We start from the raw sequence: 12,509 nt of genomic DNA, 5'->3' as shown, positions 1-12,509 counted from the left end.
CCGGACGCCATGCTCCCCGAGCTGCAACAACACTTACTTTCACTGCTTCAGGCAGCCGTTCACCATACCCTTCCCGAGGCCAGCCCGGTTATCAAACTGGAACGCCCCAAGCAGGCCGATCACGGCGATATTGCCAGCAACGTCGCCATGCAGATCGCCAAGCCTGCCCGTCGGAATCCGCGTGAACTGGCCCAGGAGATTGTCGCCCATGTGCTGGCCAACCCGGCCGCAGCCGGCGTGGTGGAATCGGCCGATGTGGCCGGTCCTGGCTTTATCAACTTGCGACTGACGCAGGCAACGCACCAGCAGGTCCTGCAGACCATTGCACAGCAGGGCAGCCAGTATGGCAATGCCGCCAGGCGCAACGAGAAAGTCATTGTGGAATTTGTCTCTGCCAATCCCACCGGCCCCCTGCATGTCGGCCATGCCCGCCAGGCGGCCCTGGGCGACTGCGTCTGCCGGCTGCTTGATGCCGGCGGTTACGATGTGCTGCGCGAATTTTATTACAACGATGCCGGCAACCAGATTCACAACCTGGCGGTGAGCACGCAGGCCCGCGCCCGCGGCATCAGCCCCGACGATGCGGCCTACCCTAGCGATGGCTACCGTGGCGAGTATATTGCCGATATCGCCCGCGATTACGTCAACAAGGCAACCGTTGTGGCTGACGGCCGCAGCATCACCGCCACGGGCGAGCTCGATTCACTGGAAGACATCCGCCAGTTTGCCGTGGCCTGCCTGCGTCGCGAGCAGGACCTGGATCTGCTGGCGTTCGGGCTGAAATTCGACAATTACTATCTTGAAAGCTCGCTCTACAGCGACGGTAAGGTGGAAGATACCGTCAACAAGCTGATCGCCAGCGGCTACACATACGAACATGAAAACGCCTTGTGGCTGAAAACGACGGAACTGGGCACCGGCGACGATAAAGACCGGGTGATGCGCAAATCCGATGGCGGCTACACCTATTTCGTACCCGACGTGGCCTATCACGTGGGCAAATGGAATCGCGGCTATACCCACGCCATCAACATCCAAGGCACAGACCATCACGGCACCATTGCCCGCGTGCGCGCTGGCCTGCAGGCCCTCAATCTGGGCATTCCCAAAACCTATCCGTCCTATATCCTGCACAAGATGGTCAAGGTTATGCGCAACGGGCAGGAGGTCAAAATCTCCAAGCGCGCCGGCAGCTATGTCACCATGCGCGATCTGATCGACTGGGTCGGGCAGGATGCCGTTCGCTACTTCCTGATTCAGCGCAAGGCAGATACCGAATTTGTATTTGATATTGATCTGGCGCTGGCAAAGGGCGAAGAGAATCCGGTATATTATGTTCAGTATGCACATGCGCGTATCTGCAAGCTGCTGCGTGACTCGGCCGACCTGACAGACAGTCTGGCCAGCGCCGACAGCAGCAGGCTGGTGGCCCCTACGGAAATCACGCTACTGAAGCGCCTGGCAGAGCTGCCTGGCCTGATTCAAACGGCAGGCCAGGAACTGTCGCCGCATCAGGTCGCATTCTGGCTTCAGGAATGCGCAGCCGATTTCCATTCGTGGTACAACGCCGAACGCATCATGCTTGACGATATCGAATTGAAACGTGCGCGGCTGCGTCTGGCCGATGCCACCCGTCAGGTCATTGCCAATGGCCTTGGCCTACTGGGTGTGTCCGCACCCCAGCAAATGTAAGCGAGACAGCTCCACTATGGCAACACGCAAGAAACGCCCCGCCGCCCGCAGTTCCCGGTCTTCTTCCGGCAAAGGCATGACATTTTCGTCTATCCTGCTGGGCCTGATCATCGGTCTGTCTGTGGCTGCCGTGGCCGCATTCATGATCATGCGTTCGCCCTCTCCCATTCAGGACCGCCGGCAACCGACAACCGGCCAGCCTGGCGCCCTCACCGGCCAGGCCCCAACCAGCCCGGGCGCCACACTGATCGATCCAAACGCGTGGATGAACAGCGACGGCAGCATCAATTCTGCTCAACAGCCGCCGTCCCGCCCGAAAATTGAACCACTACCCCCACTACTGGGCATCCCGGAAAACGCCGACGATATGCCGTTTACGGCTGGCGGCACCCCGACGCCCGCAACACCACCTACAAAAGCGGCGCCCAAAACAGATGACGACCAGATTGCGTCACTGATTAATACGCTGCCTGGAGAACAAGCGACTGCCACCAAGGCGCCGGCCCCAGCAGCGACCCCTTCCAAAAACGGACAGACAGCCGCAGGCCCGGGCACCGCGCCCAAGGCCACCGCAGCAAATACGCCGCCCACAGCGCAGACGCGCAGCAGCGCACCGCGTTACCTGCAAGTGGGGTCCTATCGCGATGAGAAAGAGGCCGATGCCTTTCGCGCCCGCATGATCATGATGGGCTTCAACGTGCAGATCCAGAAAGCCAGAGTGAACAATATGGACGTCAATCGCGTCCGTATCGGCCCCTTCGATAGCGATAAGGAACTGAGTGAATCCCGTGCCCAGCTCTCCGGGGCCAAGATAAACTCCACCATTGTGCGCTAGGCCAGGGCACGCCAGGCGGGGAACTTTACGGGGCGCAGCAGGTCCTAATGCAGTACCGCCGGATCCAGTGGCGGCTCGCGGGCATGAGTGCCCGAATATTAACCATTTTACAAACAGACTATGAAATCATCCTCCATTGTGCTCCGTTTCGTATCTGCCGCCCTGCTTACCGGTGCTGCAGCCTTTGTTCCCGTCATGGCCCAGTCCGGACCGGCATTCAAAACGTTGAATACCGCCCAGCCGTCAGGGTCAGCAGACAAAGTTGAAGTGATGGAATTTTTCGCCTATAGCTGCCCTCATTGTGCAGAAATGGAACCGATGGTGGAAAAATGGGCAAAAACCTTGCCTGCCAACGTCGCGTTCGTACGAGTTCCAGTCGCTTTCAATGCCGCCATGCAACCCATGCAGCAACTGTATTATTCGCTGGAAGCGTTGGATAAGCTTGATCTGCATCCGAAAGTATTCAATGCCATTCACCAGGAAGGCAAAAAACTGTTTACCAAGGCTGCCATTATCGACTGGGCTGCCAGCCAGGGCATCGACAAGGCGGCCTTTACCGCTGCATTCGATTCTTTCGGCGTGACGGCTAAGGTCAAACGTGCCGCAGAAATGACCGACACCTACGCCATTGAAGGCACGCCTTCGTTTGCCATCGGCGGAAAGTACGTGACATCTCCTGGCATGACGGGCGACTATGCGTCCAGCATCACGCAAGCGCAGAAACTGCTTGACCAGGTTCTCGCCGAGAAAAAATAAACGGCAGCAAACGCGTGCTGGATCTGCGCGCCTCGCATACTGCACGGTGTGCGACGCGTGCCGACGCCGCCCGATCGCTTGCGGGTTGTCAATGTCAAGGTGCCCGCAGCCAGATCACGCCACGGGAAAACCGGGTGCTTGGGTTTATACTGACCGTTGATCCGATCCTCTTTTCCAATTTTGCGATAATTGCGCATTATTGCAGTTCAAGAGAACGCAGTCGCGGCTACGCAATGCTTTCAAGGACGTTCATCCCGGTGTGAACGCCAATGGCCGCCTCGCCTGCGCGACCATTGAATGCAACAGGCCTGTCGGCAGCGAGATGACACATGAGCACACGCCCCCCTTTGGACACCCCTACCCTGCACGATCAGCACGGCCGCTGGCCGCAGGCTGAATCTGTCGAAGACTTCCGCCGCAATCTTGCGTCGGTTCAGGCACGCATCCAGGCCTCATGCCAGCGAGTCGGACGCGATCCGGCCAGCGTGCGTCTGCTGCCGGTAAGCAAGACCAAACCCGAGGCAAGCCTGCGCCTGGCCTATGCGGCCGGCTGCCGCCAGTTCGGCGAAAACAAGCCGCAGGAAGCTTACCGCAAGTGGGAGCAGATGGCCGACCTGACCGATCTGCACTGGTCGGTGATCGGCCATTTGCAGACGAATAAGGCCAAGCTGGTCGCGCGCTTTGCCACTGAGTTCCAGGCGCTGGACAGCCTGCGTGTGGCCGAGGCCCTGGAGCGGCGCCTGCAGGCCGAGGGCCGCGGGCTCGATGTATTCGTGCAGGTCAACACCTCGGGAGAAGCCAGCAAATATGGCCTGCCGCCAGAGGAGGTCGCCGCCTTTTTGCAGCAACTACCGGCATTTTCGGCCTTGCGTGTGCGAGGCTTGATGACGCTGGCGCTGCTGTCGGCCGAAGCCTCGCGCGTGCGCAACTGTTTCATCCTGCTGCGCGAACTGCGCGAACGACTGCGCCAGGACGCGCCTGCCAGCATCGCACTTGATGAACTATCCATGGGCATGTCGGGCGACTACGAAATTGCCATTGAAGAAGGCGCGACCGTGGTACGCGTCGGCCAGGCCATTTTCGGCGCACGCGACACGCCTGACGCCTATTACTGGCCATCAGCAGAACAAGGAGAAGCACGTTGACCGATACAGTAGAACCCGGAACGTACACCGACCAGGTATCTTCGCTGCGCCCGCTCCCGATTGACGTGGTCTCGGTCCAGTCGCAGGTCGTCTATGGCCGGGTGGGCAATAACGTGGCTGTACCCGCGCTCCAGGCACAGGGCCTGACCGTCGCCACGGTCCCGACCGTGGTCTTCAGCAACACTCCGCACTATCCCACGTTTCACGGCGGCGCTATTCCCACCGAATGGTTCAACGGGTACCTGAGCGATCTGTTCGCACGCAATGCACTGGGACAGCTGCGGGCCGTCCTGACCGGCTACATGGGTGGCCCGCAGCAGGCCCGGTTATTAGCTGAGTGGCTTGTGCGTGTCCTGAAGGCCCGTCCCGCCCTGCAGGTAGTGATCGACCCCGTCCTGGGCGATCATGACACCGGGCAGTATGTCAGCCCGGATATGGCAGACGCCTATCTGCGCCATCTGCTGCCGCTGGCCGACGGACTCACTCCCAATGGCTTCGAGCTGCAACAGCTCACGGGTGTAGTAGGATCGGATATTGATGGCGTGGTCACTGCCGCGCGTCGTTTGCTGATCGGCCGCACGCAATGGATTGTGGTCACCAGTGCGGCACCTGCCGCCTGGCCCGAAAACCAGATGCTGGTGGCCGTGGTGACGCGACATGAGCATAAGATCCTGAGCCATGCCCGCATTGATGCCTCGCCCAAGGGTACGGGTGATCTGTTCAGCGCCACCCTCACAGGCCAGTTGCTAAGCGGCGCATCGCTATTTGACGCAGCCAGTTACGCCTGTGATCAACTGATTGGCGCATTGACACTTACCCGCCAGGCGCAATCGGCCGAACTGCTGCTTCCCCCTGCCACCGGTTTTATGCCAGGCCAGGCAGCCCGGGCCGAATAGTCTTTGCCTGCTGCGCAGCAGGCGCCTGGCATGGCCATCAGGACGCTCGACGCGACACATGCCATCTCGCATCTTTATCTATCGAACGCATCTTCAGCACGTACCCGCCGCATGGCCTTTCTCACCGATCCCGTACACTTCACAGATATCTGCGACCGAGTACGGGCGACCGTCCTTGCTCAGGCCACGCCCGCTTTGCTCAAGGCCTGCTGCAGATCGGCAATCAGGTCGTCGACAAACTCCAGGCCAATATGCAGGCGCGCCACCTGCGCATCACCATTTGCAAGATCGCCAAAGTAGGCATGGTTACGCAACGCGCCGGTATCGACCCACTGCACCAGGCTTTCGTAACCGCCCCAGGAATAACCAATACCGAACAGCGTCAATGCATTGACGAAGGTGCGCATCTGTTCGGCAGACAGGGCCAGCGCAACCGACAACAAGCCGTTTGAACCGGTGCAATCGCGCTTCCACAAATCATGACCGGCATCTTGCGGCCAGGCCGGATGGAAAATCTGTTGCACCACAGACTGCTGCGCCAGCCACTGGCAGACTGCCAGCGCATTGCGCGCATGCTGTTCCATGCGCACCGGCAGCGTACGCACCCCCCGGATGGCCAGCCAGGCATCATCTGCGCTGATGGAGAAACCCATCGCATACTGATTGGTGTCGATGGTCTTGATAAGCTCGGGGTCGTTGGCAATGACTGCGCCCAGCATCAGGTCGGAGTGCCCGGCCACATATTTGGTGCCGGCCACGATACTGACATCGGCCCCCAATGCCAGGGGCTGGTAGGCGTAGCCGGAACCCCAGGTATTGTCGGCAACCAGGATCAGCCCGTGCCGCCGGGCGAATTCAGCCAGCGCCGGCATATCCAGCATTTGCATGAGCAAAGACCCAGGCGCTTCCACATACAGTATTTTGGTGTTTGGCTTCACGTGCTGCTCCAGCGCGTGCAGGTCTTTGGCCGACGTAAAGGTGGCATCAATCCCCATGCGCTGCAGCACGGTATTGTTCAGGTGATAAACCGGCCCGTATACGCAATCGGCAGCCAGCAGGTGATCGCCCGCGCTCAGCAGCGAGAGCAGCGCCATGCTGATGGCGCCCAGGCCCGACGAGGCCAGAAAGGCGCGTTGCCCGCCTTCGAGCGCGCAGAATATATCTTCCAGGGCGGCGTGAGTTTCCATGCCCATGCGACCATAAGTGACCAGGCGTTCGCCGCGGCTTTTGCGTTTGTAGGTGTCCTCCAGGTCTTCGACCGTATTGAATCTGACTGTACTGGTACGGATAGCCGGCAGACCCACTGGCGCAACCGGATGCTGCGCGTCACACGGCGCAGTGCCCAGATGCTGTAAACGGGTATGAATGGAAGATTCAGAAGACATGGTGCGACCCTGTGGTTTATGATTCAAACAGTCAACCATTATAGCCACGTCCGATCCGGAGACATCATGATCAGCGTCGACACCGCATTCGTTTTCGCGGGTATTGCCTGCCTGCTGGCGCTCTCGCCAGGGCCCGATAATCTGTTTGTGCTGTTTCAATCCATGTTCTGGGGCTGGCGTGCCGGATTCATGATAACGCTGGGGCTGTGCACCGGCTTGCTCTGGCATACCTTCATCGTGACGATCGGCGTCGCCGCCCTGATCGCCGCATCGCAGACTGCGTTTCTGGTGCTCAAGCTGGTTGGCGCCGCCTATCTGCTCTACATGGCCTGGCAGGCATGGCACGCGCCGCCGGTCTTTGCCTCGGGCGAGACCGCCCCCTCGCGCCGCAGTGACCTGCAGTTTTACCGACGCGGCATTCTGATGAGCGCCACCAATCCCAAACTCAGTATTTTTTTCCTGGCCTTTCTGCCGCAATTTGCCCGCCCCGAGGCGGGCTCAGTCACACTGCAATTGCTGATGCTCAGCGCCATATTCATTGTGTGCGCGCTCCTGGTCTTCAACCTGGTGGCAGCCTTTTCCAGTTTTGTGGGACGTTATCTGAAGCAATCGGCACTGGCCCAGCACGTGCTCAACAAACTGGCCGCCGTGATATTTGTCGGCCTGGCGGTCAAACTGGCCACGAGCAGCAAATAAAAACGCCGGGCCTGTCGGGTGCACATCTGCCTGTTCTGCTTGATAGCCTGTGCAGCCAGTTCGTCCTGGTACCGTAATGCCGTACCGCAGCGCTGCCGTATGGCCCTGTTGCCGCAACCGCCGCCTGCCATGGCCAGCGCCTACTTCAGGCGAATATCCAGCCGGACCACGTCGCCCCGATAAATACCGTCGCCAATAAAGACAATGGTGCCATTCTGGTCAACAGCGCTGCGGTGTACATGGGCAACCGGTGCGTTCAGGGGCAGTTGCAGCAGGTCGGCCAGTTCAGGGTCAGCCGAACCCAGCGTCAATGTCTGGTGGGCTTCGACAATGTCCAGCCCGGGCAAGTCACGCAAAATGCGCATGGACGTTTTGGTTTCGAAAGCCTTGGCCGGAATACGCCGACACACCTTCTCGTCGATGAAGACTTCGCCCAGGTAATAGGGACGCCCGTTGCGCCAGTGACGGCGGTGCCAGTACTGGTAACTTTGCGCCAGCTTGCCCAACGACAGGTCGGCCGAGGACGGCATGCGCCGGTCCCTGGCTGACAGAATTTCAATACTCACCCCCTCGGGAGCGATAAGCTGACCGTCCCAGTTGGATGCCACTTCGCACCAGAACTGTTCTTGCGGCTTGCCGATAACAAAGGTGCCTTTTGCGCGATACCGCTCAATCAACTTTTCCGCTTGCAGCAAGTCCAGGGCCTGGCGTACCGTTGCGCGGGCGACCTGACATTCCTCGGCCAATTCATCAACGGTCGGAATTTGCGAGCCGACAGGCCACTGACCCGATTCGACCCGCCGCCGAAACAGGCTGGCCAGTTGTACATAGCGGGCGGCAGCGCTGCGGCTGAAATCAATTGGTGCGGTGCTGTTTCTGGTCTGCGCTTGCGTCATCTTCCTGTCCATTGTGTTGGCGCGGCCGGCCGGAAAACAAAATGCATAAGCACCTTTCCACCTGCGACACCGCCATTAACTAGTGCATTATACCGAGTCATGCAGCCGGCCATGTAACCAAAGGCATATCAATCAGACTATCGTCCCTTGAACACCGGCGTCCGCTTTTCAACCACGGCTCGCACAGCCTCGCGCGCATCTTCCGAATTCATCAGTTTGGTGCTGTACTGCTGTTCAAGTTCATAGCCTTCGTCCACCGGCATGGCTTCGATCCGGTTCAAAGCCTCTTTCATGGTCACCAGGCCGATCCGGCTTTTGGACGCAATGACCTGCGCCATATCCATCGCAGTCGGCATCAGCAATCTTGGCGCAACCACCCGCTCCACAAAGCCTACGCGATGCGCTTCCCAGGCACTAATCTGTTCGCCCGTAAACGCCATATAGCGCAAGCTGCCTTGCGGCACCAGGCGACCGGTATGCGCACCGCCACCACAACGCCCGACATTAATTTCCGGCATGGAAAAAGTGGCCTTTTCCGAAGCGACGCGAATATCGCTGCTGCTGGCCAGCACACTGCCAGCGCCCAGCGCCGGCCCATTGACCGCCGCAATGACCGGAACAACACAATGGCGAATAGCATGGAATGTGGCGCGCACCACTTTGGCCCTTGCGGGATCTTCCTGCGGTGTTGCGGCCAGAAACTCCTTGAGTTCGAGTCCGGCGCAAAAGGCTTTGGTGCCCTTGGCGGTCAATACGACGACATTGATATCGTCCATGGCATTGATCGATTCAAACGTCCGGGTGATGGCCTCATAGCGCGCCAGGGTCAGGGCATTGACCGGTGGCGAGTCTAGTGTGACGATGGCGATGTTTCCCTGCTTTTCCAATTGGATTTCATTCATATTGATTTTCCTTTGCTTCAAACAATGCCAGATTCGCGTAGCTGGCGAACCTTCGCTGCGTCATAACCAAGATCAGTCAGAATTTTTTCTGTATGCTGTCCCAGCAGCGGCGGTGGCGACTCAAACTGCAGCGGCTGGTTGGTGAAATTGATCGGGCAGACGACCTGTGGCACTGCAACGCCGGCAGGATGCGGCACGCTACGCAGCATGCGACGATGCTGAACTTGCGGCTCCTGAAACACCTCGGGAATACTATTGATCGGGCCGCAAGGCACGCCGGCTGCGCTCAGGGCCGCAACCAGTTTGGCACGCGGCCAGCGGGCAAACTCTTCCTGCAACAGCGCCGTCAGTTCGGCAACGTTGCGCGCTCGCTGGGCATTGACACTGAATCGCGCATCGCTGGCCAACTCGGGCCGCTGCAGTGCATCGCATAACTTGACGAATTGCCTGTCGTTGCCGACAGCCAGAATGACATCCCCATCCTGGCAGCAATAGACATCCTGCGGCTGAATATTCGGGTGCGCATTGCCGCCGCGCCTGGGTGTGTTGCCGGACAGCAGATGATTCATGGCCTGGTTCGACAGCACAGCAGTCTGGACGTCCAGCATGGCCAGATCAATATACTCGCCTTCGCCTGTCTGCTCGCGATTGGCCAGTGCTGCCAGCACAGCCACCGCCGTATACATGCCTGTCATCAGGTCGACGATGGGGATGCCCACTTTCTGCGGCCCGCCGCCGGGCTTGTCGTCCCGCTCGCCGGTCACACTCATCAAGCCGCCCATGGCCTGAATCAGAAAGTCGTAGGCAGCTTCGTTTTTACGAGGACCGTCCTGGCCGAAACCGGTCACCGAGCAATAGATCAGACGCGGATTCACTTGTTTCAGACTGGCGTAATCCAGACCATATTTTGCCAGCGCGCCCGTTTTGAAATTTTCAAGCACGATATCGCAGTCTTTAGCCAGATCGCGCACAATCTGCTGTCCTTCAGGGGTATCCAGGGCCACGGTGATGGATTCCTTGCCACGATTGACCGACAGATAGTAGCCGGCCTCGGCCGTGTTGTTGCCCGCACCGTCCTGTAAAAACGGAGGACCCCATGCCCGTGTATCGTCCCCCTGCCCGGGCCGTTCTACCTTGATGACCGTCGCTCCCATGTCTGCCAGCAACTGGCTCGCCCATGGCGCAGCCATGATGCGACTCAGATCCAGCACCCGTACGTGCGACAGTGGCCCGCTTTTCTGACTCATCCTTCCCTCTCCTTAAACTGGCATGACCGCTTCGGTGGTCATGCGCACCGTCAACAAACCATGACGATTTATCCTGGCGCATCGTCTGCGCCGCATGTGCCGGTATACCAACATCCGAACACGATATCGCGCTGCACCAATAGGACATAATTATAGCCTATATAGTTCAATAATACGACCTATTGACATTACATACAGAATACCCTAGCATGTTCGGTGTCCAGTGCTGCGATACCCGCCACAGCCTTAGATAGAAAAACAAACGGGCACAACACATTATTAATGAGGAACTCAATGAGACAGTCTTCCCCTATTTCGTCCCTTGCCCCTGGCGCCGGTTTGCGCATCCAGGGTGTCCTGGCAGTTGCGCTGACGTTCTGCGCCACGCTGCTGGCACCCATGCCGGCGCTGGCTGCCGACGACGCCTATCCGTCCAAGCCGATCAAGGTGACCGTACCGTTTCCACCGGGTGGCTCCAGCGATACTGCCGCGCGCATTCTGGCCGACGGCATGTCCAAGCAGTTGAAACAAACCCTGGTGGTGGAAAACCGCGCCGGTGCCGCCGGCACGATTGGCATCGCTTCGGTGGTCCGTGCCCAGCCCGATGGCTATAATCTGGGTGTAGGTCCGGTAGGCGGCACGATCATTGGCCGCCTGATCGGCATGAAAGTGCCTTATCAGCCGCAAGACGTGGTCCCCATTGCCAACATCGGCTCGCTCCCACTTGTGGTTGCCGTCAATAAGGACCTGCCGGTCAGCAATATCAAGGAACTGGTGGCGCTGGCTAAATCCAAGCCGGGTAGTCTGTCTTACGGCACTTCCGGCGCAGGCACGCCCGGCCATCTGGTATTCGAGTACTTCAAAAAAATCGCCAACCTTGACATCGTGCATATCCCGTACAAAGGCGACTCGCCGCTGACCAGCGATTTGATCGGCGGCCAGGTTCCTATCGGCATTCTGACCGGGCCGGCCGCAAAAGCGCAATTGAGCAATCCCAAGCTCAAGTTTCTGGCCGTCAGCAGTGCGCAGCGCTATCCGCAAATGGACAAGATTCCGACGCTGGTCGAAAGCGGCTATCCAGACCTGAACATCGAGATCTGGAACTTGCTGATTGCGCCTGCAAAAACCGATCCGGCCATCCTGGCGCGCCTGAACACTTCCATGAACCAGGTTCTGAAAGAACAAGACACGGTGTCTCGCCTGGATGCCCAGGGCTATCTGCCCCCGGTGCCCATGTCGCTGGAACAGGCCAAAGCGTTTGTTGAAACCGATCGCAAGAAATGGGAAACCATTGTCAAGACGACCGGCGTGACAATCGGGCAATAAAGGGCAGTAATGGACAGTAAGCCGGCCGGCCACGGAAGCTTGCGACAATAGCCGGCCGGCGCGTGACGCACGGGCAGCGTCGGTCGATAACCTGATTTTTTCGGCGATCTGATTTTTTCTGTCGCCCGCCTGTTGCAAGGCGGGCGCATCTGATGAAAGGAATGTGAATGCTGCTTGTAGATACCCCTGCCGAACTGGCAACCCATTGCGGACAATCTCTGGGCACCAGTCAGTGGTTTACCGTCACGCAGGATCAGATCGACCACTATGCGCGTCTTACCGGTGATGATCACTGGGTACATGTTGATGTTGACCGTGCGCAGCGAGAGATGCCCGAAGGCAAGACCATTGCGCACGGCTTTTTTATTCTCTCGTTGATTCCGGTGATGGCCAGGGATATTTTCAAAATCAGCCGGCGCGGCAAGGGTTTGAACTATGGCCTGAATCACTTGCGCTTTGTCAGCCCGGTGCCGGTAGGCTCGCAGGTACGGCTGCAGCAGACACTGGAAGATGCGCAACCGAAAAACGGTGGTACGCTCTTTACGTTTTCCAATACATTTGAAATAAAAGGGGAAACGCGACCCGCACTGGTCGCCACCATGCTGCTGCTTATTTATGACAACTAAAATACGGCGGGTCATACCCGGCAGCAGATGCCTCTATCGAAGCCGAAGCGTGCCAGATACGCAGCCCTGCCTGCCGCCGGCATTCGCATCAATGCACATCTACAGTA

12 protein-coding genes are annotated in these 12,509 nt (G+C 58.8%); 8 read left to right on the top strand and 4 right to left on the bottom strand.

Going from position 1 to position 12,509, the window contains the following annotated elements; genetic code table 11:
• Nucleotides 1-9 precede the first annotated feature (9 nt).
• From argS to pdxK, 5 genes are all read left to right on the top strand, one after another.
• Nucleotides 10-1,692 carry an arginine--tRNA ligase gene (argS, locus tag ACTIKR_RS00165; RefSeq protein WP_193088267.1) on the top strand — a complete coding sequence of 561 codons (1,683 nt, stop codon included), beginning with the start codon at nt 10-12 and terminating at the stop codon, nt 1,690-1,692.
• Between the two features lie 16 nt (nt 1,693-1,708).
• Nucleotides 1,709-2,527, top strand: coding sequence for an SPOR domain-containing protein (locus ACTIKR_RS00160; protein WP_193088266.1), 819 nt, complete (start codon nt 1,709-1,711; stop codon nt 2,525-2,527).
• Nucleotides 2,528-2,647: 120 nt separating this feature from the next.
• A complete protein-coding gene (locus ACTIKR_RS00155) occupies nt 2,648-3,283 on the top strand; it encodes a thiol:disulfide interchange protein DsbA/DsbL (protein WP_193088265.1) in 636 nt (211 codons plus the stop codon).
• Nucleotides 3,284-3,612: 329 nt separating this feature from the next.
• Nucleotides 3,613-4,428 (top strand): YggS family pyridoxal phosphate-dependent enzyme, encoded by an 816-nt coding sequence (locus ACTIKR_RS00150; RefSeq protein WP_193088264.1) that lies wholly within the window; start codon nt 3,613-3,615, stop codon nt 4,426-4,428.
• Complete coding sequence (gene pdxK / locus ACTIKR_RS00145; RefSeq protein ID WP_193088263.1) at nt 4,425-5,324, top strand: pyridoxine/pyridoxal/pyridoxamine kinase; 900 nt, start codon at nt 4,425-4,427, stop codon at nt 5,322-5,324. The genes ACTIKR_RS00150 and pdxK overlap by 4 nt, the downstream gene beginning before the upstream one ends.
• Nucleotides 5,325-5,503: 179 nt before the next feature.
• Here pdxK and metC read toward each other — a convergent pair whose 3' ends face one another.
• The gene (gene metC / locus ACTIKR_RS00140) at nt 5,504-6,709 is read right to left on the bottom strand and encodes a cystathionine beta-lyase (RefSeq protein WP_442326933.1); all 1,206 of its coding nucleotides are present in this window, start codon (nt 6,707-6,709) and stop codon (nt 5,504-5,506) included.
• Nucleotides 6,710-6,775: 66 nt separating this feature from the next.
• Between metC and ACTIKR_RS00135 the strand changes: the two genes are divergently transcribed.
• Nucleotides 6,776-7,405, top strand: a complete 630-nt coding sequence (locus ACTIKR_RS00135; protein ID WP_193088261.1) for a LysE family translocator — start codon at nt 6,776-6,778, stop codon at nt 7,403-7,405.
• A gap of 140 nt (nt 7,406-7,545) precedes the next feature.
• Here ACTIKR_RS00135 and ACTIKR_RS00130 read toward each other — a convergent pair whose 3' ends face one another.
• The 3 genes from ACTIKR_RS00130 to ACTIKR_RS00120 form a co-directional block, all read right to left on the bottom strand.
• A complete protein-coding gene (locus tag ACTIKR_RS00130; protein ID WP_193088260.1) occupies nt 7,546-8,301 on the bottom strand; it encodes a GntR family transcriptional regulator in 756 nt (251 codons plus the stop codon).
• Nucleotides 8,302-8,438: 137 nt separating this feature from the next.
• Nucleotides 8,439-9,203 carry an enoyl-CoA hydratase-related protein gene (locus ACTIKR_RS00125; protein WP_193088259.1) on the bottom strand — a complete coding sequence of 255 codons (765 nt, stop codon included), beginning with the start codon at nt 9,201-9,203 and terminating at the stop codon, nt 8,439-8,441.
• Nucleotides 9,204-9,220: 17 nt separating this feature from the next.
• Nucleotides 9,221-10,450: a CaiB/BaiF CoA transferase family protein gene (locus ACTIKR_RS00120; RefSeq protein WP_193088258.1), complete on the bottom strand. Its 1,230-nt coding sequence runs from the start codon at nt 10,448-10,450 to the stop codon at nt 9,221-9,223.
• Between the two features lie 294 nt (nt 10,451-10,744).
• Between ACTIKR_RS00120 and ACTIKR_RS00115 the strand changes: the two genes are divergently transcribed.
• Both ACTIKR_RS00115 and ACTIKR_RS00110 read left to right on the top strand, forming a co-directional pair.
• The gene (locus ACTIKR_RS00115; RefSeq protein ID WP_193088257.1) at nt 10,745-11,776 is read left to right on the top strand and encodes a Bug family tripartite tricarboxylate transporter substrate binding protein; all 1,032 of its coding nucleotides are present in this window, start codon (nt 10,745-10,747) and stop codon (nt 11,774-11,776) included.
• Nucleotides 11,777-11,943: 167 nt separating this feature from the next.
• Nucleotides 11,944-12,402: a MaoC family dehydratase gene (locus ACTIKR_RS00110; protein ID WP_193088256.1), complete on the top strand. Its 459-nt coding sequence runs from the start codon at nt 11,944-11,946 to the stop codon at nt 12,400-12,402.
• The last annotated feature ends 107 nt before the right edge of the window (nt 12,403-12,509 follow it).

Source organism: Advenella sp. (assembly GCF_052108595.1).
In the GTDB taxonomy this organism is placed as follows: Bacteria; Pseudomonadota; Gammaproteobacteria; order Burkholderiales; family Burkholderiaceae_B; genus Advenella.
The sequence above is the reverse complement of the archived record's forward strand: the minus strand, read 5'-3'. Positions and strand labels throughout refer to the sequence as shown.